The organism is Streptomyces sp. CB03238, from assembly GCF_002099185.1.
In the GTDB taxonomy this organism is placed as follows: Bacteria; Actinomycetota; Actinomycetes; order Streptomycetales; family Streptomycetaceae; genus Streptomyces.
The window spans coordinates 157425-179555 of record NZ_NBCN01000016.1 but is presented as its reverse complement, the minus strand read 5'-3'; the positions used below and the strand labels follow the sequence as shown (position 1 = coordinate 179555).

Annotated in this window: 19 protein-coding genes and 2 pseudogenes; 15 read left to right on the top strand and 6 right to left on the bottom strand. The window is 72.7% G+C overall.

All coding sequences use genetic code 11. The features are described 5' to 3' along the window. A partial coding sequence (locus BKD26_RS27280; protein ID WP_143662717.1) for an integrase core domain-containing protein occupies window positions 1-136 on the top strand: 136 nt, incomplete at its 5' end. Here BKD26_RS27280 and BKD26_RS27275 read toward each other — a convergent pair. Then, a complete protein-coding gene (locus tag BKD26_RS27275) occupies window positions 133-675 on the bottom strand; it encodes a hypothetical protein (protein ID WP_084903302.1) in 543 nt (180 codons plus the stop codon). The two genes, BKD26_RS27280 and BKD26_RS27275, sit on opposite strands and share 4 nt — an antisense overlap. 203 nt (window positions 676-878) lie before the next feature. Here BKD26_RS27275 and BKD26_RS27270 point away from each other — a divergent pair, with 203 nt between their 5' ends. Further along, a complete protein-coding gene (locus BKD26_RS27270; protein ID WP_084903300.1) occupies window positions 879-1190 on the top strand; it encodes a DUF1490 family protein in 312 nt (103 codons plus the stop codon). A gap of 25 nt (window positions 1191-1215) precedes the next feature. Here the strand turns inward: BKD26_RS27270 and BKD26_RS27265 are convergent, their stop codons facing one another. After that, window positions 1216-2871 carry an amidohydrolase gene (locus tag BKD26_RS27265; protein ID WP_084903297.1) on the bottom strand — a complete coding sequence of 552 codons (1656 nt, stop codon included), beginning with the start codon at window positions 2869-2871 and terminating at the stop codon, window positions 1216-1218. A 33-nt stretch (window positions 2872-2904) separates the two neighbouring features. After that, window positions 2905-4305, bottom strand: coding sequence for a cytosine permease (locus BKD26_RS27260; RefSeq protein WP_084903295.1), 1401 nt, complete (start codon window positions 4303-4305; stop codon window positions 2905-2907). 146 nt (window positions 4306-4451) lie between these two features. Between BKD26_RS27260 and BKD26_RS27255 the strand changes: the two genes are divergently transcribed. From BKD26_RS27255 to BKD26_RS27245, 3 genes are all read left to right on the top strand, one after another. Further along, the gene (locus BKD26_RS27255) at window positions 4452-5066 is read left to right on the top strand and encodes a TetR/AcrR family transcriptional regulator (RefSeq protein WP_241518868.1); all 615 of its coding nucleotides are present in this window, start codon (window positions 4452-4454) and stop codon (window positions 5064-5066) included. A gap of 128 nt (window positions 5067-5194) precedes the next feature. Beyond that, a complete protein-coding gene (locus tag BKD26_RS27250; protein WP_084903292.1) occupies window positions 5195-6634 on the top strand; it encodes a glutamate decarboxylase in 1440 nt (479 codons plus the stop codon). Window positions 6635-6664: 30 nt separating this feature from the next. Next, window positions 6665-7534 carry a class II glutamine amidotransferase gene (locus BKD26_RS27245; RefSeq protein ID WP_084903289.1) on the top strand — a complete coding sequence of 290 codons (870 nt, stop codon included), beginning with the start codon at window positions 6665-6667 and terminating at the stop codon, window positions 7532-7534. Window positions 7535-7815: 281 nt separating this feature from the next. On the opposite strand, the gene BKD26_RS27240 is transcribed toward BKD26_RS27245, so the two are convergent. Continuing rightward, on the bottom strand, window positions 7816-8010 hold the full coding sequence (locus tag BKD26_RS27240; protein ID WP_084903286.1) for a hypothetical protein: 195 nt from the start codon (window positions 8008-8010) through the stop codon (window positions 7816-7818). 827 nt (window positions 8011-8837) lie between these two features. Between BKD26_RS27240 and BKD26_RS27235 the strand changes: the two genes are divergently transcribed. The 3 genes from BKD26_RS27235 (at window position 8838) to BKD26_RS27225 (ending at window position 13277) form a co-directional block, all read left to right on the top strand. Continuing rightward, window positions 8838-9755 (top strand): S1 family peptidase, encoded by a 918-nt coding sequence (locus BKD26_RS27235; RefSeq protein WP_084903284.1) that lies wholly within the window; start codon window positions 8838-8840, stop codon window positions 9753-9755. Between the two features lie 273 nt (window positions 9756-10028). Further along, complete coding sequence (locus tag BKD26_RS27230; protein ID WP_084903281.1) at window positions 10029-12860, top strand: PQQ-dependent sugar dehydrogenase; 2832 nt, start codon at window positions 10029-10031, stop codon at window positions 12858-12860. Window positions 12861-12926: 66 nt separating this feature from the next. Further along, a complete protein-coding gene (locus BKD26_RS27225) occupies window positions 12927-13277 on the top strand; it encodes a hypothetical protein (protein WP_241518867.1) in 351 nt (116 codons plus the stop codon). Window positions 13278-13322: 45 nt separating this feature from the next. On the opposite strand, the gene BKD26_RS27220 is transcribed toward BKD26_RS27225, so the two are convergent. Then, window positions 13323-13514, bottom strand: coding sequence for a hypothetical protein (locus BKD26_RS27220; RefSeq protein WP_084903276.1), 192 nt, complete (start codon window positions 13512-13514; stop codon window positions 13323-13325). 466 nt (window positions 13515-13980) lie between these two features. Here BKD26_RS27220 and BKD26_RS39380 point away from each other — a divergent pair. Together BKD26_RS39380 and BKD26_RS41625 are read left to right on the top strand one after the other, a co-directional pair. Further along, window positions 13981-15246: pseudogene (locus BKD26_RS39380) on the top strand (PHB depolymerase family esterase); the annotation flags it as partial. A gap of 84 nt (window positions 15247-15330) precedes the next feature. Then, window positions 15331-16554, top strand: a pseudogene (locus tag BKD26_RS41625) (tannase/feruloyl esterase family alpha/beta hydrolase); the annotation flags it as partial. A gap of 21 nt (window positions 16555-16575) precedes the next feature. On the opposite strand, the gene BKD26_RS27210 reads toward BKD26_RS41625, so the two are convergent. Then, window positions 16576-17475 carry a DUF2867 domain-containing protein gene (locus BKD26_RS27210; protein ID WP_084903271.1) on the bottom strand — a complete coding sequence of 300 codons (900 nt, stop codon included), beginning with the start codon at window positions 17473-17475 and terminating at the stop codon, window positions 16576-16578. A gap of 51 nt (window positions 17476-17526) precedes the next feature. Between BKD26_RS27210 and BKD26_RS27205 the strand changes: the two genes are divergently transcribed. The 5 genes from BKD26_RS27205 (at window position 17527) to BKD26_RS27185 (ending at window position 22112) form a co-directional block, all read left to right on the top strand. Then, entirely contained in the window at window positions 17527-18102 is a 576-nt protein-coding gene (locus BKD26_RS27205; RefSeq protein ID WP_084903269.1) for a TetR/AcrR family transcriptional regulator, read from the top strand. 161 nt (window positions 18103-18263) lie between these two features. After that, complete coding sequence (locus tag BKD26_RS27200) at window positions 18264-18923, top strand: HAD family acid phosphatase (protein ID WP_084903267.1); 660 nt, start codon at window positions 18264-18266, stop codon at window positions 18921-18923. A 96-nt stretch (window positions 18924-19019) separates the two neighbouring features. Beyond that, a complete protein-coding gene (locus tag BKD26_RS27195) occupies window positions 19020-19901 on the top strand; it encodes a YhjD/YihY/BrkB family envelope integrity protein (RefSeq protein WP_084903264.1) in 882 nt (293 codons plus the stop codon). A 136-nt stretch (window positions 19902-20037) separates the two neighbouring features. Further along, window positions 20038-20844: a VOC family protein gene (locus BKD26_RS27190; RefSeq protein ID WP_084903363.1), complete on the top strand. Its 807-nt coding sequence runs from the start codon at window positions 20038-20040 to the stop codon at window positions 20842-20844. After that, window positions 20841-22112 carry a cation:proton antiporter gene (locus BKD26_RS27185; RefSeq protein WP_084903261.1) on the top strand — a complete coding sequence of 424 codons (1272 nt, stop codon included), beginning with the start codon at window positions 20841-20843 and terminating at the stop codon, window positions 22110-22112. Before BKD26_RS27190 ends, BKD26_RS27185 begins: the two co-directional genes overlap by 4 nt. The last annotated feature ends 19 nt before the right edge of the window (window positions 22113-22131 follow it).

Here is a 22131-nt window from a genome sequence, read left to right as displayed (position 1 = left end):
CTACTCCTCAGACCACGAGCGCATGGAAGCATTCACCGACTGGCTCCACTGGTACAACTACCACCGACCCCACACCGGCATCGGCGGCCAAACACCTGCCAGCCGCGGCACCAACCTCTCCAGACAGCACATCTAGGGGGTGTTCCCGCGGGCGGCGATCTTCGACAGCAGTTGTTTGTCCAGGAGGAGCAGGGCGGTCAGGGCGTGCCGGGACGCGGCCGCCAGGAGATCGGGGTCGGATGCGCGGCCGTGCCGGTGGGCTGAGGAGTCGCGGAGGGACTCCTCGAGCTCGGTCAGCGGCCGGTCGAAGCCGCCGCACATGACGGCTGCCGTCCGCAGCGCCTGGACCAGGTCCGCGTCGAGGTCCTGGCCGCCGCTGGTGTCCAGCAGCGCGGGTATGAGGTGGCTGATGTGGAGCAGGCTGTGCAGTCTGCGCACCAGCTGTGGCCAGTGGTCGTCGGTGGTTTCGGGCGCGCCCCAGGCGGCCCGCGCCGCCTGGATGTCCTGGTGGAGTTCGCTCGCGATGCGCACTTCGGCCCGGCGCGGTGGCTGTCCCTTCAGGGCCCAGGAGATGCCGGCGTCCGCGGCCGCGTCGTAGGCGGCCAGCCGGAGTCGCACGAACTGGTCGGGCGGCGCGCATGTGTCGATGCCCTTGGTCAACTCGCAGTCGTCCATGGGCGGACCGTATAGGCACTGACCGGGCCCGCGCACCGGTCGGCGCGAAACCCGTCACGTGCGGTGGCGCATACCCGCCGTTCCCGTCGCGTTCGGTGGCCGGCCAGGTACGGAGCCGTACGGAGGGCTCGTCCCGGGCGTCGGTGGCGGGGCGGTGCCAGACTGGAGTGGGAGGTTCCGCGTCCACGACGAAGGAGGCCGCCATGCATCCCGTCACAGTCGCCGGTGCGGTCGTCGGCAGGCTGGCACATCACGCCGTGTCCGGGGTCGTCGGGGGCCTGGTCCTCCGAGGGGCCGTCAAGGCCGCGCCGACGGCGAGGCCCGCCGTCCGCAAGGCGCTGGTGAACGGCATGGCGGGCGGGATCGTGGCAGGGCGCTGGCTGGGCTCCGCCGCCGAGGAGGCGCGGCTGAAGGCCGGTGACCTGCTGGCGGAGGCCCGGCAGCAGCTGGGCGAGGAGGCGGCGCCGCCGTCGGCGGTGAGCGTCGAGGGCCATGACCACGATCACGAGCACTGATCCGCCGGGACGGGCCCGGGATGGGTCACGGGGCCGTCGTGTGCACGACCTCCCCGCCGACCACGACGGTTTCGGCGACCGTGCCGGGTATGTCGTGCGGCTCGGCGTCGAGGATGTCGCGGGACAGGACGACGAAGTCGGCGAGCTTCCCGGCGGTCAGTGAACCCAGTTCGTGCTCGAGGAAGTTGGCGTACGCGGAACCCATGGTGTAGCCGTGCACGGCGGTCTCCATGTCGACGGTCTCCTCGGGGCGCCACGGCTCTCCCCCGGCGAGGGGGCGGCGGGTGACGGCGGTGTAGAGGCCGATCATGGGGTCCATCTCCGCGACGTTCCAGTCGCTGGAGAAGGCGAGGGCCGCGCCCGCGCGGTGGAGGCTGCGCATGGGCCACGCCTTGTGCCAGCGTCCGGCGCCGATGTTCTCGGCCCAGTCCTGGCCGGGCCCGGCGATCTCGGGCGCGCAGTGCCGCGGCTGCATGCAGGCCACCACGCCCAGCTCGGCGAAGCGCGGTACGTCGTCGGGGTCGAGGCACTCGACGTGCACGATCTGGTGGCGGGCATCGCGCGGGCCGTTGACGTCACGGGCGTGGGCGACGGCGTCGAGGACGGTGCGGATGCCTCGGTCGCCGGTGGCGTGCACGAAGCACTGGAAGCCCCGGGCGTCGAGCCGGGTGAGGAGGTCGGCGAACTCCTCGGGCGGGTAGTAGGTGTCGCCGCGGTGGTGGCGGCAGCCGGCGTACGGTTCGAGGAGGGCGGCGGTACGCGGTTCGACGACGTCGTCGATGTACAGCTTGAGGGGTCCGACGCGCATCCGGTCGTCGTCGAAGCGCCGGGCGGCGGCCTCGAACGCGTCGAGGTCGGCGTCGGTGGTGCCGCGCGGGTGGAACAGGGCGGCGACGAGGCGGGACCTGAGGCGGCCTTCGGCGCGAGCGCGGGTGAAGAGGGCCAGGTCGTCGAGGGAGTTCTGCGGTTCGACGACGGTGGTGATGCCGAAGCGGACGGCGTCGTCGAGGCTTTGCAGGAGCCGCCCGTACTGCCGGTCCGGGGACGCCCAGGGCACGCCGAGCTCCTTCAGGGCGCGGTGGCCGTCGCGGGAGAGGCCCTTGACGGCGAAGTTGCGGATGAATCCGGTGGGTTCTCCGGTGGCGGGGTCGGTGTCGGCGTCGCCGAAGGGGAGGCTGGTGCGGTGCCGGTCGATGCCGAGCCGGTGGAGGGCCGCGGTGTTGAGCCACGCGGTGTGGACGTCGTAGCTGAGGACGAGGGCGGGCCGGTCGCCGGTGACGGGGTCGAGGTCCCGGGCGTGCGGCATCCGGCCGCCGGGCATGGCGGAGTAGTCGAAGCCCTCGGCCTCGACCCAGTCCGCCTCCGGGTGGTCCGCGAGCCAGGCGGTGACGCGTTCGTGGATCGCGGTGAGCGTGGTGGCGCCCGCGAGCTGGACGCAGGCGTCGTCGGAGCCGAGGCGTACGTGGTTGTGCGCGTCGATGAAGCCCGGCAGGACCAGCTTTCCGCCCGCCTCGATCACCCGGGTGTCCGGGCCGGTCAACCGGTCGGCATCGGCGTCCGTACCCACGTGGACGATGCGCCCGTCGCGTACGGCGAGGGCCTGGGCCTCGGGGAGGCGGGGGTCGACGGTGTGGATGCGGGCGCCGCGCAGGACGAGGTCGGCGGGGGCGGTGGTGGGCATGTTCGCGGTACTCCTGAAGGGGTGGATGGAAGGTCAGCGCGCGGTGGACGGGCGGGTGGTGCGGTGGGTCAGGGCCCAGTACGCGAGGCCGGAGACGACCGCGCCGAGGGGTGTCAGGTCGGCGCCGCCGAGGGGTTCGACGAGCGGGCCGGGCCACAGCTCCGAGTCGCAGGTGAGGGCCGCGAACACCAGTCCGGCGAGGAGGGCGGTCATTCCGGCGGGGTGGTAGCCGGAGCGGTACCAGTACGCGCCCGTACGGCCGGCCCCCAGGGCATCGGTGTCGTACGAGCAGCGGCGCAGCAGCATGTCGGCGAGGAAGACGCCGCTCCAGGGAGCGAACACGATGATCAGGAGCGACAGGAAGCCGAGCAGGGACGCGGTGAAGTCGGCGAGGAAGAGGGCGCCCAGTGAGCCGGCAGCGGTGACGGCCGCACTGATGAGGAGGGCCTTGGCGCGGTGCCACGGTATGCCGAGGACCTGGAGGTTGAGGCCGGAGGAGTAGAGCGTGATGATCGAGTTGGTGACGGAGCCGCCCAGGACGAGGATCAGGAAGAGCGGCTGGAACCATCCCGGCAGCAGGCTTTCGGCGCCCGCCACCGCGTCGGTCATGTCCGTGCTGGTCGCGGCGGCCACGCCGCCGATGCCGAGGGCCACGGAGGAGAGGAAGCCGCCGAGCGCTCCGGTCCAGGTAATGGCGCGCAGCGGGGTGTGGCGGGGCAGGTAGCGCGTGTAGTCGGCGGGCATCGGCAGGTACGAGAACGGGCCGGCGAGCGCGACGACGAGGGCCCAGCTCCACGCGGACACACCGGCGTCGGCTGCCGCGGGGGCGGCGAGGTCGGCCTGGGGGAGGCTGAACAGCAGGAAGGCGCCGAAACCGGCGGCCAGGACGTAGGCCAGCCAGCGCTCGGCGAGTTGCACGGTGGCGTGACCCCACATGGCCACCGTGAAGGTCAGGGCCAGGGTGGTCAGCAGGGCGAGGGCGCGGCCTGTGTCTCCGGGGGCCTGCCACCCGAGGTCGGTGAAGAACGCCTCCAGGGCGAGGGTTCCGACCACGGTGTTGACGATGGTGTAGCCGATGCTGACGACCCAGTTGAGGAATCCGGCGGGGACGTTGCCACGGTGGCCGAAGGCGGCTCGTGAGATGACGAGGGTCGCGGTTCCGGTGCGTACGCCGCTGAGGCCTGCGGCGCTGACGACGAAGAAGGCCAGGCCGCCGATGACGACGACGGCGGTGGACTGCCAGAAGGACAGGCCGAAGGCGACGGCGAGGGCGCCGTTGATGACGTAGGTGAAGGTCAGGTTGGAGCCGAACCAGAGCCAGAACAGGTCTTTCGGGCTGCCGTGCCGGTCGCTGTCGGGGATCGGATCGATCCCGTGCGTCTCGACGTGGAAGACCTCGTCGCTCGCGACGCCTGTGCCGAGTCCGGTCACCATCCGCCCCTCCCATACTTTGAATGCCGTTCTAAGAGTTAGAACGGCATTCAAGATGGAGCATGGGCGGGAGCCCGTCAAGGCCCTGGGCGTCTCCTTCGGGATAAGGTCCATGGGCAGTGGGCGGGCAGGAGGGCGGAGGCCGGACAGTGACAGGCGCGGGAACGGCACGGCGGCGGGACGGGCGCATCACGCAGGAGCGGATCCTCGAAGCGGCGATGGCGGCCATCGCCGAGGACGGTCTGGCGTCCCTGACCATGGCGGCGCTCGCCGAACGCCTGGGCACCAGCGGCGGCCACATCCTGTACTACTTCGGCAGCAAGGACCGGCTGCTGCTGGAGGCGCTGCGCTGGAGCGAGACGGCACTCGCCGAGGAGCGGCGGGCGCTGCTCGCCCGCCGTACGACCGCCGAGCGGAAGCTCGACCAGTTCCTGGAGCTGTATCTGCCGCGCGGCCCGCGCGACCCGCGCTGGACCGTGTGGATCGAGCTGTGGGCCCGTACGACCGGGGAGGGGCCGCTGCGCGCGGCGCAGGAGGAACTGGACCGGGGCTGGCAGGCCGACCTGGAGGCCCTGCTCGCCAAGGGGGCGGCTCAGGGACGTTTCACCATTCCGGAGCCGGAGGTCCCGGAACGGGCGGACATGCTCCTGGCGCTGCTGGACGGGCTGAGCACGCGGGTCGTGCTCAGCCAGCACGGCAGCGGGCGCGCGTCGGCACTGCGCACCGCGCGTACGGCCGCACGCCGTCTCGTGGTGGGCCGGTAGGCGGCTCGCCTCGGCGCGTCGCCGGTGGTCCATTCCGGGGGGAATGGCCGCCGCGTGCGGGCCGGGCGCCGAAGGGCGGGGAAGGCGCATGAAGGCACGGGCCGATCCGTGTGGAAGGACGCCGAGCGATGCCCCTGAACCATCCGAGCCGGTCCCGGCACGACGTACGCCGCAGCCGCGACCTCCAGCTCAACCCGCTCTTCAGCCGGGAGCCCGTCACGGTTCCGCGCCTCGCCCTCCCCGACGAGTCGATGGATCCGGACACCGCCTACCAGCTGGTGCACGACGAGCTGATGCTGGACGGCAACGCGCGGCTGAACCTGGCGACCTTCGTCAGTACGTGGGCGGAGCCGCAGGCGCAGCGCCTGATGGCCGAGTGCGCCGACAAGAACATGATCGACAAGGACGAGTACCCGCAGACGGCGGAGCTGGAGACGCGGTGCGTGCAGATGCTGGCCCGCCTCTGGCACGCCGAGGACCCCCACCAGGTGATCGGCTGCTCGACCACCGGGTCGAGCGAGGCGGCGATGCTTGCAGGGCTGGCCCTCAAGCGGCGCTGGCAGCACCGTCGCCGGGCGGCGGGCAGGTCCGTGGACCGGCCCAACCTGGTGATGGGCGTCAACGTACAGATCTGCTGGGAGAAGTTCGCCGACTACTTCGAGGTGGAGCCCCGCTACGTCCCCATGGAGGGCGACCGGTACCACCTGACGCCGGAGACCGCGGTCGAGCTGTGCGACGAGAACACCATCGGGGTCGTCGCCGTGCTGGGTTCGACGTTCGACGGCAGCTACGAGCCCGTCGCGGACATCGCGGCCGCCCTGGACGGTCTGGCGGCGCGCACGGGTGTGGACGTGCCGGTCCATGTGGACGGCGCCTCCGGGGCGATGATCGCGCCCTTCGTCGATCCCGGCCTGGAGTGGGACTTCCGGCTACCGCGGGTGGCGTCCATCAACACGTCCGGGCACAAGTACGGACTGGTCATGCCGGGGGTCGGCTGGGCGCTGTGGCGGGACGCCGACGCGCTCCCCGACGACCTCGTCTTCCACGTCAACTACCTGGGCGGGGACATGCCGACCTTCGCGCTGAACTTCTCCCGGCCCGGCGCCCAGGTGGTCGCGCAGTACTACACCTTCCTGCGGCTGGGGTTCGACGGCTACCGCCGGGTGCAGCAGACCTGCCGGGACGTCGCGGTGCGCCTGGCGGGGCGCATCGCCGAGCTGGGGCCGTTCGAGCTGGTCACCGATGGCGGGCAGGCACCGGTGTTCGCCTTCCGCATCCGGGAGGGCGTCGACGCGTACAGCGTGTACGACGTGTCGGCGGCCCTGCGGGAGCGCGGCTGGCTGGTGCCCGCGTACACGTTTCCCCGGAACCGTACCGACCTCGCGGTGCTGCGTGTCGTCGTGCGCAACGGCTTCGGCCACGACCTGGCCGACCTGCTCCTGGAGGACCTGCGTCGCGTCCTGGCGCGGCTGGAGCGCCAGCCCGGACCCCAGCGGGACGCCGACGACGCGGGGAGTTTCGCCCACGGCGCCGAGACCAGGAACCCGAGGCAGCCCGGCCGGCACTGAACGCCGCCCCCCGACGGAGAGGAGCCCCGCATGTGCCGGCTGTTCGGGCTGAGCAGCGCCCCCCGCCGCACGCGTGCCACCTTCTGGCTGCTGGACGCCCCGGACAGCCTCCGGGACCAGAGCCTGCGCGACCCCGACGGCACCGGCCTCGGCCACTTCGACGAGGACGGCACCCCACGGGTGGACAAGGCACCCATCGCCGCTTTCCGGGACCGCGCCTTCGCCGAGGAGGCCAGGCGGGTCCGTTCCGCCACGTTCCTCGCTCATGTGCGCTTCGCCTCCACGGGCGGCCTGGAGGCCCGCAACACCCATCCCTTCCTTCAGGAGGGGCGGCTCTTCGCCCACAACGGGGTCATCGAGGAGTCGGAGGCGCTCGACGCGGAGCTGGGCGAGGACCGGGCGCTGGTGGCCGGGGACACCGACTCGGAGCGCTTCTTCGCGCTGATCACCCGGGGCATCCGGGCCCATGGCGGCGATGTCGCCGCGGGCATCGGGCACGCGGCCCGCTGGGTCGCCCGCCACCTGCCGCTCTACGCCCTCAACCTGGTCCTCATCACCCGCGACGAGCTCTGGGCGCTGCGCTACCCCGACACGCACCGCCTGTACGTCCTGCACCGCCCGCCCGGTGGTCACCACGGCGAACGGCACCTCGATCACAGCGGCGCCGGGGGCCGCATGCGCGTCCACTCCTGGGACCTGGCCGGCGCCCCGGCGGTCGTCGTCGCCAGCGAGCGCATGGACGACAATCCGCGCTGGCGGCTCATGGAGCCGGGTGAGCTGCTCCATGTGGGGCCGGACCTCGGCGTCAGCAGCCGTACCGCCGTGCCGGACCGCCCGGCACACCAGCTGAGCCTGGCGGACCTGCGCCCCGCGGCCGCGGCGTCACAGACAGCAACCTAGGCGGGCCGTGCGCGGGCAGGCGGTCGGCGCGTGGGCCGCGCCAGGGCGGCGCCCGGCACGTGCAGGCCTGGGCGGGGCGGGCGGGCCCGGCGGCACGGGGCCCAGGTCGGCCCCTGCGCGGGCAGGCGTCGTGCCCCGGCGATGCGGGCAGGACCGGGGCGGAGCGTGCAGGCCCGAGCGGGCCGTACCTGGGCGTGTGTACGGCCTGCCCGGGCACGGGCCGGTGGGCGGGCCGCCCGGGCACGGGCTGGTGTGCGGGCCGCCGGTCGGGGCGTTCGCCGTCAGGAGGCCTTCCCGCCGCGGCGGTGCTTGTCGTTCTGCACCGACTCCTGACCCGTCTCACTGGGCGTGAGCGTGTCCGCGGCTTCCTTGTCGTGCTCGTCCGGGCCCCCGTCGTCGAGGCGCAGCTCGGCTTCCTCGAACTCGTCCAGGAGCTCCTCGGCGGCGGTTTCGGGTTTGTGGTCGCGGTCCTTCATGACTCTCCTTCGCCTCTCCCCCACCCGGCTTCGCCGGTGCTTCCCGACTTCCTCGCGGCCGGGCTCTTTACACCCGGTGCACCCCGTGTGCAGGCAGCGGCGTCCGAAGGACCGGGCGGGGAGAGGCAGGGACTGGATCCGGACACGCGGGCGGGCCGGGCGAACGGGAGTGATGGGCACATAAGGAGACGCGCGGGAAGTGGCGCGTGCGTCCGCGAGGTCCACGACGGGCGGCCGCCGCTCCTTGGGCGGCGCAGGTCCCATCGCGCCATCACCGCCGAAGGGCCTTCCTGGCTCCGTGGCGTCCGGATTGCGGGAGCCACTGCAACCGCCGACTGCCATCTCCCCCGTCGGCGTCCCTGGGGACGGGCGCCGCCCGCTTCCGCCACCGCACCCCCGCACCGACGTTCCGTTAAACGTTGAACTGCTCGAACGGCGCATTCGACTGCCGTCCGCCACGGCCACGCGCTCACCGGCGCTCACCTGGCCCCACCCGCACCACTAGCGAGCTGATGAACGATCAGCAAACACTTCCCTGCCTTTGCTCCCCACCGCTCCACGCACAGCAACCGGCCGCCGCGGGAAGCCGGATCATGGCGCCCGGTGTGCCGCAGCGAGCCTGTCCGGAGCGCGCCAGAGCACGCGGCCGAAGGACGCGCGTAGCCCGGCCAAAAGGCGATCTTGCCCACGCACCCGACCGGAGCCCAGGATTCCTACCGCGTCGCTTGTCAGGCACATGACGGAAACCATCCGTCGCGTACCGCCCTGCCGGCGCCCTGTCGAGCCCGCCCACCCAGCGGGCCATGGATCCCCCACCGGAGGATGCAGTGAACTTCAAGCGCTTCACCCCCCTCGGCGGCATCGCGAGAGGCGCGCGGCTGACCGCCGTCGCAGCCGCTCTCATGGCCGCCTCCGCGCTTGCGGCACCGAGCGCCGGCGCCGCCCCGCGCGACGGCGCGCCGGCGAGCGCCGCCCAGCTGGCCCAGGCGAGCGACGCCGTCCTGAACGCCGACGTACCGGGCACCGCCTGGTACACGGACGCGAAGACCGGCAAGCTCGTCGTCACGGCCGACTCCACCGTCTCGGCCGCCGAACTCGCCCGCGTCAAAGAGGCCGTCGGCAACCGTGCCGGCGCCCTGGACATCAAGCGGACCCCCGGGAAGTTCACCAAGCTCATCGCGGGCGGCCAGGCCATCTACGTGGGCGGCGGACGCTGCTCGCTCGGCTTCAACGTCCGCAGCGGCAGCACCTACTACGCCCTGACGGCCGGTCACTGCACCAACATCGGCAGCACCTGGTACACCAACTCCTCCAACACCACCGTACTCGGATCCCGTACGGGCTCCAGCTTCCCGAACAACGACTACGGCATCATCCGGCACTCCAACGCCTCGGCGGCGGACGGCCGCGTGTACCTGTACAACGGCGGCTACCGCGACATCACGGGCGCGGGCAACGCGTACGTCGGCCAGTCCGTCCAGCGCAGCGGCAGCACGACCGGCCTGCGCGGCGGCACGGTCACCGGCCTGAACGCGACCGTCAACTACGGCGGCGGCGACGTCGTCTACGGCATGATCCAGACCAACGTCTGCGCCGAACCGGGCGACAGCGGCGGCGCGCTGTTCTCGGGAGGCACCGCGCTCGGCCTGACCTCCGGCGGCAGCGGCAACTGCTCCAGCGGGGGCACCACGTTCTTCCAGCCGGTCACCGAGGCGCTGAGCGCCTACGGCGTGAGCGTGTTCTGAGCACCCGCTCCACGACCCTCGTTCCACCGGCGGCCCGCCTCTCCAGGCGGGCCGCCGGCCCTTTGTCCTGACCGAGGAAGAAGTTGCGAAAGCCGATGCGAAAGGGGTTACGCGACCGGACCAAGCCCGCTAACTTCCTTGAAACGAACCGGTCATGAGCCGTGACCGGCGACCTTCCGGCGCGACGGCGCGCGCCTGTGCTCCCCCTGTGTTCCCCCTGCGGTCCCACACCCCGGACCGCCGGGCTTCCCCCACCGTTCCCGGGAGACTCCTGTGCGCACACGACCGTATCGGCCCCGCCGGGGGCCGGCCCTCGTCCTCACCGCGGCACTCGCCGCGGCCTTCCTCTCCCCCGCCACCGCGGCCGCCCACGGCGGCACCGCCGCGGTGGCGGAGGAGTTCCAGCAGGTGACCCTCGCCAAGGGCGTGGCGGAGACCGGCGAGCCGATGACCATGGCGGTCCTCCCGGACCGCTCCGTCCTGCACACCTCGCGCGACGGCACCCTGCGGCTCACCGACGCCGCCGGTACGACGAAGGTGTCGGGCAAGCTCGACGTCTACTCCCACGACGAGGAGGGCCTTCAAGGCGTCGGTGTGGACCCGGGCTTCGCCTCCAACCGCCACATCTACCTGTACTACGCGCCCAAGCTCACCACACCGGGCGGCGACGCCCCCGGTGACGGCACGGCCGCCGACTTCGCCCCCTTCGACGGGGTGAACCGCCTGTCCCGCTTCGTCCTCCGCGCGGACGGCACCCTCGACCCGGCCAGTGAGCGGATGGTCCTCGACGTACCGGCCTCGCGCGGGATCTGCTGCCATGTGGGCGGGGACATCGACTTCGACGCCCAGGGCAACCTGTACCTCTCCACCGGCGACGACTCCAACCCCTTCGCCTCCGACGGCTACACCCCGATCGACGAACGCGCCTCCCGCAACCCCGCCTATGACGCCCAGCGTTCGTCGGGCAACACCAACGACCTGCGGGGCAAGGTGCTGCGCATCAAGGTCAACGCGGACGGCTCGTACTCCATCCCCTCCGGCAACCTCTTCGCCCCCGGCACCGCGAGGACCCGCCCCGAGATCTACGCCATGGGTTTCCGCAACCCCTTCCGGATGAGCGTCGACAAGCCCACCGGCATCGTGTACGTCGGTGACTACGGCCCCGACGCCGGCACCGCGAGCCCGACCCGCGGCCCGGCCGGACAGGTGGAGTTCAACCGCATCACCAAGGCCGGCAACTTCGGCTGGCCGTACTGCGCCGGGAAGAACGACGCGTACGGCGACCATGACTTCGCCACCGGCACGACCGGCGCCAAGTTCACCTGCGCGGCCCCGAAGAACACCTCGCCGCGCAACACCGGCCTCACCGACCTTCCTCCGGCGCAGCCCGCCTGGATCCCGTACGACGGCGGCTCGGTACCGGAGTTCGGCAGCGGCTCGGAGTCGCCGATGGGCGGGCCGGTCTACCGCTACGACGCCGCCTCCACGTCGGACGTGAAGTTCCCGCAGAGCTACGACGGGAACTTCTTCGCCGGCGAGTTCGGCCGCAAATGGATCAAGCGCATCGCGCAGGGCACCGACGGCACCGTCCAGTCCATCAACCCCTTCCCCTGGAACGGCACCCAGGTGATGGACATGGCCTTCGGCCCGGACGGGGCCCTCTACGTCCTGGATTACGGCACCGGCTACTTCAACGGCGACGCCAACTCCGCCCTGTACCGCATCGAGCACGTCACCACGGGCCGCTCCCCCGTCGCCCAGGCCAAGGCCGACCGCGCCTCCGGGCAGGCGCCGCTGACCGTGGCGTTCTCCTCGGCGGGCAGCTCCGACCCGGACGGCGACCCGCTGACGTACGCCTGGAAGTTCGGCGACGGCGCCACCTCGACGGCCGCCAACCCCTCCCACACGTACACGGCCAACGGGCAGTACACCGCCACCGTCACCGTCTCGGACGGCACCGGCCGCAGCGCCACCGCCTCCGTCCAGGTGACCGTCGGCAACACGGCGCCGACCGTGAAGCTGGAGCTGCCGATCGACGGCCGGATCATCGACCCGGGCGCGGCCGTTCCGTTCAAGGTCACGGTCTCCGACCCGGAGGACGGCACCGTGGACTGTACGAAGGTGAAGGTCACCTTCATCATCGGGCACGACAGCCACGGCCACCCGCAGACCTCCGCGACCGGCTGTTCCGGCACCGTGCAGACCATCGCGGACGGCGAGCACGACCCGAACGCCAACATCTTCGGCGTCTGGGACGCGGAGTACACCGACAAGGGCGCGAACGGCCAGCCCGCGCTGACCACGCACGACCAGAACATCAGCCAGCCCAGCCACCGGCAGGCCGAGCACTACGGCGGCTCGTCGGGCGTCCAGGTCGTCACGCACACCCCCGCCCACGGCGGGAAGACGGTCGGCCACATCGACAACGGCGACTGGATCTCCTTCACTCCGTACGCGCTCGACGACGCCACCCGGTTCACCGCCCGCGTCTCCTCCGGCGGTGTCGGCGGCACCCTCGAGGTACGGGCCGGCTCACTCACCGGAACCCTGCTGGGTACGGCGACGGTGCCGGTGACGGGCGGCTGGGAGACGTTCCAGGAGGTCTCCACGGCGCTCACCAACCGGCCCGCCGGTACGACGACGCTGTACCTCGTCTTCAAGGGAGGTGCTGGCTCCCTGTTCGACGTGGACGACTTCCGCTTCACCACGGGAAGCACCGGTCCCCGGACGGGTGCGGTGAAGGGTGTGAACGGCAAGTGCGCGGACGTCGCCAATGGTGCGACCGCCGACGGCACCCAGATCCAGCTGTGGACCTGCAACGCCACCGCCGCGCAAGCGTGGACCCTGCCCGGCGACGGCACCCTGCGGGCGCTGAACAAGTGCCTGGACGTCAGCGGCGGCGGCACCGCCGACGGTACGAAGATCCAGCTCTGGACCTGCAACGGCACCGGAGCCCAGCAGTGGCAGCCCCAGGCCGACGGAACCGTACGCAACCCCCAGTCCGGGAAGTGCCTCGACGCCGAGGGCGGGACGTGGAACGACGGCACCCGCCTGCACCTGTGGACCTGCCACACCGGACCCAATCAGAAATGGACCCTGCCCTGAACCTCAAGGAATTTCGCATTTCGGGGCATCGCATCGGCCGCTGCGGTGAGACATATATGTATGGCAGTGGATTCCGAACGTAACCAGGATGTGCTGATCGGCACCAAGCCCCGGGCCCAGGTCGAGGCGGCGTACCAGCGGCTGGAGCACAAGGCGGCCACGCCCGGGCTGCGGACGCCGTTCTCGCTCGGCGCTGTGGCGGCCTTCGAGTGGGCGCTCGGGCGGGCCGCCGAAGCCCCGGTGACGGGGGCCGCCGGCACCGGCCGCGTGCCGTCCAGCCACCTGCTCACGGCGGAGCTGGACGCGGCCGTGGTGCAGCTGGGGGACCCGACCGAGAGCGCCGAGCGCGCGGCCCAGGTCCGTGGCGTGCACGACGCGCTGGCCTGGGTGTGCGGGCTCATCGACGAACAGCCCTGAACCACGGCGGCCGGCCGTGCAGCATCGGCGGCTTCCCGCCCCCGCTCATATGGATGCCGGGGGCGGGAAGCCCATGCCCGGGTAGCCCGGTGAGCGGCCCACGGCACCGAAGTCCAGTGCCCGGGTCAGCTGCCGGAGCGTCTCCTCGGCCACGCGGCGCACGTCGGCGGGAACGTCGCCGCGCTCCTCGATGAGGCTGTCGTAGATCGGCGCGTCGCCTCGCACGGCGGAGTCCATGTCGAAATACCTTTCCGAAGACGTCTGTTGATCGCTCACCGCCGCTGCGGGCAGCGGTGGACGAGTGTACGGGGCATGATCCGGTGCGGTGCGCGCAGCCCGCCCAGCACGCTGCCACGGGGCTCGGCGCGACTAGCAGGCGGGGCGGCTCGGCGCAATCCCCCGGCCTCCGCCCGGTGCGGTCCCCAGTGTGGTGCGCGCTGACATACCGGCCGGTATCCGGGAGCCCTACGGTGCGGGGAACCCGCCGGTATGTGTCCGAGGAGCCGCCATGCCCCCGTCGTTCTTCCGCCGTACGCGCCCCGGAGGCGGGGCCCCACCGAGACGTCTGCGCGGGCTGCTCGCCACGGTGACCGTCCTGGTCCTGGCCGTCGCCGCCGGCCTCACCGCACCGGCGCCCGCCGCCCACGCCGCCGTCGGTCTCACCCGGGTGACCGCCTTCGGGGCGAACCCCGGCGCCCTGAACATGTACGTGTACCGTCCCGCGTCCCTGCCCGCCGCGCCGCCCGTGGTGGTCGCGCTGCACGGGTGCACGCAGAGCGCGCAGGTCTACGCGGACAACTCCGGCCTGGCGCAGTTCGCCGACCGGCACGGCTTCCTGCTGGTCCTGGCCGAGCAGACCGCGTCGAACAACCTCAACAAGTGCTTCAACTGGTTCCAGACGTCGGACAGCCGCCGCGGCCAGGGCGAGGCGGCGTCGATCCGGCAGATGGTCGCGCACGCCGTGTCCGCCTATGGCGCGGACGCGCGGCGGGTCCATGTGACGGGCCTGTCCGCCGGGGGCGCGATGACCTCGGTGATGCTCGCCGCCTACCCGGATGTCTTCGCCTCCGGCGCGGTCGTCGCGGGGCTGCCCTACGACTGCGCCAGGGACACGGCCGCCGCGTACTCCTGCATGAACCCCGGTGTGGACCTCACCCCCGCCCAGTGGGCGCAGCGTGTGCGCGACGCCCACCCGTCGTGGACGGGGCGGTGGCCGAGGGTGGCGATCTGGCACGGTGACCGGGACACCACGGTGGTGCCGCGCAACGCCGACGAGCTGCGCGACCAGTGGACGGCGCTGCACGGCCTGTCGCAGACACCCACCCGTACCGCCGTCATCGGGCCCAACTCCACACGCCAGGAGCAGTACGTGGCCGCGGACGGGACGGTCGCCGTGGAGGTCGACCGGGTGCCGGGCATGGGCCACGGAACCCCGGTCGATCCCGGGACGGGGCCCCAGCAGTGCGGTGCCACGGCCGCGTACTTCCTCGACACGATCTGCGCCGGCCACTGGATCGTGGACTTCTTCGGCCTGGACTCCGCCGGTGATCCCCCGGGGTCGGGCGCGCTGCCCGCGCCGACGGGCCTGGTCTCCACCGGCGCCACCGCGTCGACGATCACCCTCGACTGGTCGGCCGTCAGCGGCGCCACCGGCTACACGGTCCACCGCGACGGCACGCCGGTGGCGACGCCCACCGCTCCGCCGTTCACCGACACGGGCCTCGCGCCCGGCTCGGCCCACACGTACGCGGTGGCCGCCCGGGGCGCCGACGGCCGGCCCGGCGCCCTGTCCGCCACGGTCACCGCGCGGACCTCGGGGGGCGCCCCGGCCGCCTGCTGGACGGGGAACAACTACCAGCACGTGCAGGCGGGGCGGGCGACGACGACCGGCGGCTACACGTACGCCAAGGGCTCGAACCAGGCCATGGGCCTGTACAACACGTTCGTCACGCACACCCTGAGGGAATCCCCCGCCGGTTACTACACGCTCGCCGACGACGGCTGCGTCGCGGCGGCCGCTGCGCGGGAGCGGAAGGCCGACTGCCCCGGCTCCCTCCGGGTCCCGGGGGCAGCGCACCAGCAGGTGGCGTGCCTGGAGGAGCTGACCACCGCCGGGACCGTGGCCTCGGGCCACACCGACCCGGCCGACTGGGCCGGCCTCACGCCCAAGGACCTGCCCACTCCCAGCGGGGTGCCCGGCGTCCAGATCGACGGGTACTTCCCCGACACCTCCACCACCAACACCAACCACGGCTGGAAGCACGACGCGCAGTTCGTCATCCGGCTGCCCGACCGGTGGAACGGCGGCCTGGTCGTCTCCGGGACCCCGGGCAACCGTGAGCAGTACGCCAACGACCGAACCATCGCCGACTGGGTGCTCTCGCGCGGGTACGCGTTCGCCGCCACCGACAAGGGCAATACGGGTACGTCCTTCCAGCGCGACGGACGCGTACCCGGTGACGCCATCGCCGAGTGGAACACGCGCCTGACGCAGCTCACGCGCGCCGCCCGCGCGGTGGTGGCCCAGCACTACCACCGGCCCCTCGCCCGCACCCTCGCCACCGGCATGTCCAACGGCGGCTATCTCGTGCGCTGGCAGCTGGAGAACCATCCGGAGCTGTACGACGGCGGCGTGGACTGGGAGGGCACCCTGTGGCGCGCCGAGGGTCCGAACCTGTTCACCTTCCTGCCGCCCGCGCTGCGCCATTACCCGGTGTACGAGGCGGGCGGTCCGGCCGCCGGGGCGGCCCGCGACGCGATGCACGCCGCCGGCTACCCGGCCGGGTCCGAGTTCCTGTGGCCGTACCACCACACGTACTACTGGGGCCTGACACAGCGCGTCTACCGGGAGGAGCTGGATCCGGGCTACACCGGGGCGGACGCGGACTACGACTACGGCGCCCGTCCGGAAGAGGTCCGGCAGGCCGTCGACCGCATCGCGCTGACGGGCCGTATCGGCAAGCCGCTGATCACCGTGCACGGCACGCTGGACGTGCTGCTGCCCATCAGCCAGGACTCGGACGTGTACGCCCGGATGGTGCGGGAAGCGGGGCGCGGCGGCCTGCACCGCTACTACCGCGTCGAGGGCGGTACCCACACCGATGCCCTGGTCGACGCCTTCCCCGACCGGCTCCGGCCGCTGGTGCCGTGCCACCGCTCGGCGTTCACGGCCCTGGAGGACTGGCTCGGGCGCGGCCACCGCCCGCCGGCCGGCCGGACCGTGCCCATGCCGGCCGGGGCCGGTCCGGCGGCGCTGCTGGCCGGTTGCCGGCTCTGACCCTCAGCGCCGGGTCGGCCCTCAGCGGCGGGTGGTCTCCCGCGCCCAGTGCCGCTCCCCGGCCGTGGGCGCGGAGAGCGCGAGCCTGCGGTGGGTCCGGCGGAGCATCCGCCGGGCCATGAACGGGTGCACCTGGCGCACGACGCCGAAGTAGAGCCGGCCGAGGCGGTTGTGGGTCTTGACGACCGTGCTGAGGGTGACGCCCTCCTGGTCGACGAGGAGGGAGGCGCGGAAGTCGAGGTGGCCCGCGTCCTCGCCGAGCAGGAGTTCGTCGCCCTCGACCGCCTTGACGGGGAAGGGCAGCACGCCGCGCCAGGCGCGCGGGTCGCGGTCCATACCGGGGGCGAGCGGGAGGCGCCAGGCGTCGGTGAAGTCGGGGCGGGCGAACGCGGTGCGGGCGAGCCGCGCCGAGGCGGGTACCGGGGCGGCGGCGGGCCGGGCGTACCCCAGACGGTGCAGCAGCCGGACCCGTGGCGTCCTGGTGGCGGGGCGGGCGGCGGTGCGGCCGGTGGCGGCGCGCTCGGCGTTGTCGAGCAGCTCCTCGACGACCGTGTCGTGGACGGCGCGCACCAGGAGCGACCAGACCAGCGCCTGCCCCGGTCCCTGCCGCTGCTCCAGGGTGTGCACCATGCGGCAGCGGCCGGGGCCGAGGGACTCGACGTCGAGCCGGTGGTGGCCGTTCGAGGGCGGTGCGAAGTCGAACCGGACACTACGGCCCGGGGTGTACGCGGTGACCCGGTACCGGACCGGTCCGTGACCGCCGTCGGCGCCGACGCCGAGGGGCCGGTCGAACCTGATGGGTGACCAGGCGGGGGTGGGGAAGAGGGGGTCGTCGTCGGCGGCGATCCGGTCGAGCAGGGCGCCCACCCGCCCGGCGGGGGCCTCGATGACACGGGCGTGGACGTTGCGTACCGTGCGCATGCCGCACCTCCATACGGGAGCGTATGTTTTTCCGTACGCTACCGTACGGTCATGACGCGCGAACGACCGGCCCGCGCCCGTAAGAGGCTCACCGTCCAGGACTGGGCCGACGCGGCCCTCGCGGCCATGGCGGAGGGCGGCGGCCTGGCGGCCGTCGCGGTCGAGCCGCTGGCCGCCCGGCTGGGCACCACGAAGGGCAGCTTCTACTGGCACTTCAGCGGCCGCGACGCGCTCGTCGAGGCGGCGCTGGAGCGATGGGAGGAGACCTCCACGGAGCGGATCATCGAGGCCACGGAACGGCGGCCCGACCCGGAGACCCGGCTGCGCACGCTGTTCCGGACGGTGATGGCGGAAGCAGTGAACGACCCCCTGGAGGTCTCGCTCCTGGCGGACGCGGGCCACCCCCATGTCGCCGCCGCCCTGCGCCGGGTGACGGAGCGCCGGATCGGCTACGTCGCCCGCCTCTTCGAGGACCTGGGCTTCCCGCCACCGACAGCGGCCCGGCGCGGCCTGCTGGCGTACACGTCCTACCTGGGCCACACCCAACTGGCCCACGCGGTGCCGGAGACCCTCCCATCGGACCCGGCCTATCTGGACTCCGTCCTGGAGACCCTTCTCCGCCCCTGACGCCGACGCCCGGCCTGGGGATCGCGGCTCATGGCGAGCCGATCTCATGGCCCCACCAAATGGCTACCGACCAGTAGATGGAACGCCTTGTTCCGTCCACTATTGAGCGCGAGCATGCCAACGCTTTCACCGGTCCCCATCCCCCGGGAGTTGAACCCCCCATGCACGCAGCTCGATGGAGAACACAGGTGGCGCTCACCATGGCCGCCATCGCCGTCACCACGGCCACCACCGCCACCACCGCCACGGCCGCCCCCGCCTCCGCCTCCGCCCCTCAGGTCGCCACCACGAACGGCTCCGCCTTCACCGGCGCACGGCTCGCCGGGGTCGACTACGCCACCTGGCAGCGCGACGTGGCCGCCGCCCTCGGCGAGGCCCGCCCGTACATCGAGCAGCGCACCGCGTCCCCCTCCGGTGAGAAGCTCGCCGTCGTCCTCGACATCGACAACACGTCGCTGGAGACGGACTTCCACTACTTCTGGGAGTACCCGACGCCCGCCGTCCGGCCGGTCCTGGACCTGGTCCGGTACGCGGACTCCCGTGGCGTGGCCGTCTTCTTCGTCACCGCCCGCCCGGGCATCCTCCACGCGCCCACCGCGTACAACCTCACGGCGGCCGGCTACCCGGTCGACGGGCTGTACGTGCGCGACCTGCCCGACCTGTTCGACGAGGTGAGCGCGTACAAGACCGCCAAGCGCGGCGAGATCGAGGCGAAGGGGTACACGATCATCGCCAACATCGGCAACCGGCCGACGGACCTGGCCGGCGGTCACGCCGAGAAGACGTTCAAGCTGCCGGACTACGACGGCAGGCTGTCGTAGCGACGGCCCGCGCCGGGAGGCGGGCGGAGGCGTCCATTCGGGCCCTCCCCCGCGCCCACCCGTACCGGGCGGGCCGCCGCCGGGTATGCGAGGTGCATGTCCGAGAAGTCTCCCGGCACCGGCGGCGGGGCCCACGCATGGTGGCCCAGGCGGCTGCACGGCGCCTTCCACCGCTCGGCCGCCGGGCGCGGCTGGCGGACCGGCACCGACCTGGAGCTGATGCACCGCGCGATGGGGTTCGCCGCCCTCGGGCTGCTCACGCTCGTACCGCTGCTGATCGTGATCGCGGCGGCCGACCCGGCGGGCGGCACCGGGTTCGCCCAGTGGCTCTCGGACGGCCTCGGGGTCGCGGAGGGCTCGACGGACGAGGTGGAACGGCTGTTCGCGCCTCCGGGCGCGGCGCTGGAGTCGACCACCGGGTTCGGTATCGCCGCGCTCGCCGTGTTCGGTCTGACGTTCGGCGGTGTGGTGCAGACGGGCTACGAGAAGGTGTGGGAGCTGCCCGCGGCCCGCTGGCACACGATGTGGCGCCACGGCGTCTGGCTCGCCCTGCTCATCGGCTACCTGCTGCTGTCGGCGGACGTGTTCTCCCGCCCCGCGACCGGCGGTGACCTCGCCTGGCGCGTGATGCTCGCCTTCGCCAGCGCGGTGCTGTTCTTCTGGTGGTCGCAACGGCTGCTGCTGGGCGGCAGGCTGCCCTGGCGCGCCCTGCTGCCGGGGGCCGTGTGCACCGTGATCGGGCTGGCCGGGCTGCGGGTCTTCTCCCGGCTGGTGTTCTCTCCGCTGATCGCCTCCAACGCGGTGGCGTACGGGCCTGTCGGCACGTTCCTGGTCGTCCAGTCGTGGCTCGTCGGCGTCGGCTTCGTCGTCTTCGGCGGCGCGCTGGTCGGGCGGCTGCTGTACGAGGAGCGCTGGCACCTGTCCCGGCTGCTGCGGCGCTGGCACGCCCGCCTGCGCCCGCCCCGGCGGCGCGGCTGAACCAGAAGGGCCATCCCCCGCAAAGAGTGCAACCATGGACACCGGGCAGAGGCAGAAGAGACAGCAGAGCGAGCAGGGAGAGCAGGGACACCTGCTGCACATCCGCACCACTGGTGACACCGGGACGGTTTTGCACATGAACAGGAAGCCGACAGCGACCACGGCGTCAGGGGTGACGTCCAGCAGCTCCGTGTTCGGTGCCCCCTGCTGGGTCAGCCTGATGACCCGCGATCTGCACGCCGCCCAGGACTTCTACGGTGCGGTGCTGGGCTGGGAATTCCGTCCGGCACGGCTCGGCAAGGAGTTCAGCGTCGCCCTGGAGGACGGGAACCCCGTCGCCGGAATAGGGGCACTGGCCTCCGCCCTCCAGGTGGCCGTCGCCTGGACCCCGTACTTCGCCGTCCAGGACGCCGACCAGACGGCGGCCCGGATCAGGGAGCGCAGCGGGACGGTCGCCGTCGGGCCGGTCGGGTTCGTCGTCGGGCGGGGAGCGCTCGCGGCCGACCGGGACGGCGCGGTCTTCGGCATCTGGGAGGGCCAGCTGCTCTCCGGGTGGGAGACCTGGCGCGCCGCCGCACCCGCCTGGCTCCGGCTCCAGACCCGGGACGCCTTCGAGGCCGCGATCTTCTACGGGGAGGTCTTCGACTGGGCCTGCGGCCGGCCGGGCTGCTGCGACGTCGAGTACGAGGGGGACGAGGTCGTGCTGCGCAGCGCCGGCCATGTGGTCGCCCGGCTCAGCTCCGGCGCTCTGGAAGCCGCGCCCGACCCCACGGTCCGGCCCCGCTGGGAGGTCCACTTCCCGGTACGCGACGTCGACGCGTGCGTGTCGGCCGCGCAGCGCCACGGCGGCACCGTGGTCCAGCACGAGCCGGGCGTCCAGGCCACCCTGCGCGACCCGGACGGGGGTTTGTTCACGGTCACCACGCGCACTCTGGCTGAATGACCTTTTCCGACCTGGTGTACGCCGGCCTGGGTATCGGTGCGCTGGCGGCCGCCGTCCTGCCGCGGGTGGTCTTCAGCCGTCCGTTCTCCATGCCGATGGTGTTCCTCGCCGCGGGCGCCGCCGTCCAGTTGCTGCCCCTGCCGGTGCCCGTGGTCGATCCGGTGGCGGACCGGCTGTGGGTGGAGCACATCACCGAGGTCTGCGTGATCGTGTCGCTGATGGGCGCCGGACTGGCCATCAACCGGCCGCCGGGGCTGCGCTCGTGGGCGGGCAGCTGGCGGCTGCTGGGCGTCACGATGCCGCTCACGATCGTGGTGACCGCCGTGCTCGCCTGGGCGGTGCTGGACTGGCCGCCCGCGGCGGCCCTGCTGCTGGGCGCGGTGCTGGCGCCCACCGATCCGGTGCTGGCGGCGGAGGTGCGGGTGGGCGAGCCGACCGACACGGAGGAGGACGAGGACGAGGTGCGCTTCACGCTCACCAGCGAGGCGGGCCTCAACGACGGGCTCGCCTTCCCGTTCGTCCTCGCGGCCGTCGCTCTCGCCGCCTCGGCGGGGACCGGCTGGTCGGCGGGGTGGATCGGCGGCTGGGTGCCGTCCGACGCGCTCGGCAAGGTGGCGATCGGGGTCGTCGCGGGCGTGGCGGTGGGCCGGCTGCTGGGGTGGATGTTCTTCCGCGCCAGGGCGGCCGCGCTGCGGCTGTCGGAGCACATGGAGGGCTTCGTCGCCCTGGCGGCCACCTTCCTGTCGTACGGAGTCGCCGAGCTGCTGCACGGATACGGCTTCCTGGCGGTGTTCGTCGCCGCCTGCGCCCTGCGCGCCGCCGAGCGCAGCCACGGGTACCACAAGGTCCTGCACGAGTTCACCGAGCAGATCGAGCGGCTGCTCACCGCGTTCCTGCTGTTCCTCCTGGGCGGGTACGTCGCCGGGGGCGGGCTCGCGGCCCTCACCTGGCAGTCGGCGGCCGTCGGGCTGCTGCTATTGCTGGTGGTCCGCCCGGTCACCGGGTGGCTGGCGCAGCTCGGCTCGGCCGCGGGGCCGCGCGAGCGGATCGTCACGGCGGTGTTCGGGCTGCGGGGCATCGGATCGCTCTACTACCTCGCGTACGCCCTGGGGCAGGACGATTTCGCCGGTCTTGACCGGCAGCTGTGGGCGGCCGTGGCCTTCACCGTCCTCGCCTCGGTCGCCCTGCACGGGGTGACGGCGACCCCGGTGATCAGCCGTCTCGACCGGCTGCGCGGGACGACGGGGCCGGGCGACCCACCGCCGTGAGGAGGTCGGCTGAGGGCGG

Bases quoted from the DNA above. Each gene is read 5' to 3' on its own strand.
- BKD26_RS27275 (WP_084903302.1), bottom strand. From the start codon at position 675: ATGGACGACTGCGAGTTGACCAAGGGCATCGACACATGCGCGCCGCCC.
- BKD26_RS27270 (WP_084903300.1), top strand. From the start codon at position 879: ATGCATCCCGTCACAGTCGCCGGTGCGGTCGTCGGCAGGCTGGCACAT.
- BKD26_RS27265 (WP_084903297.1), bottom strand. From the start codon at position 2,871: ATGCCCACCACCGCCCCCGCCGACCTCGTCCTGCGCGGCGCCCGCATC.
- BKD26_RS27260 (WP_084903295.1), bottom strand. From the start codon at position 4,305: ATGGTGACCGGACTCGGCACAGGCGTCGCGAGCGACGAGGTCTTCCAC.
- BKD26_RS27250 (WP_084903292.1), top strand. From the start codon at position 5,195: ATGCCCCTGAACCATCCGAGCCGGTCCCGGCACGACGTACGCCGCAGC.
- BKD26_RS27245 (WP_084903289.1), top strand. From the start codon at position 6,665: ATGTGCCGGCTGTTCGGGCTGAGCAGCGCCCCCCGCCGCACGCGTGCC.
- BKD26_RS27240 (WP_084903286.1), bottom strand. From the start codon at position 8,010: ATGAAGGACCGCGACCACAAACCCGAAACCGCCGCCGAGGAGCTCCTG.
- BKD26_RS27220 (WP_084903276.1), bottom strand. From the start codon at position 13,514: ATGGACTCCGCCGTGCGAGGCGACGCGCCGATCTACGACAGCCTCATC.
- BKD26_RS27210 (WP_084903271.1), bottom strand. From the start codon at position 17,475: ATGCGCACGGTACGCAACGTCCACGCCCGTGTCATCGAGGCCCCCGCC.
- BKD26_RS27205 (WP_084903269.1), top strand. From the start codon at position 17,527: ATGACGCGCGAACGACCGGCCCGCGCCCGTAAGAGGCTCACCGTCCAG.
- BKD26_RS27200 (WP_084903267.1), top strand. From the start codon at position 18,264: ATGCACGCAGCTCGATGGAGAACACAGGTGGCGCTCACCATGGCCGCC.
- BKD26_RS27195 (WP_084903264.1), top strand. From the start codon at position 19,020: ATGTCCGAGAAGTCTCCCGGCACCGGCGGCGGGGCCCACGCATGGTGG.
- BKD26_RS27190 (WP_084903363.1), top strand. From the start codon at position 20,038: ATGAACAGGAAGCCGACAGCGACCACGGCGTCAGGGGTGACGTCCAGC.
- BKD26_RS27185 (WP_084903261.1), top strand. From the start codon at position 20,841: ATGACCTTTTCCGACCTGGTGTACGCCGGCCTGGGTATCGGTGCGCTG.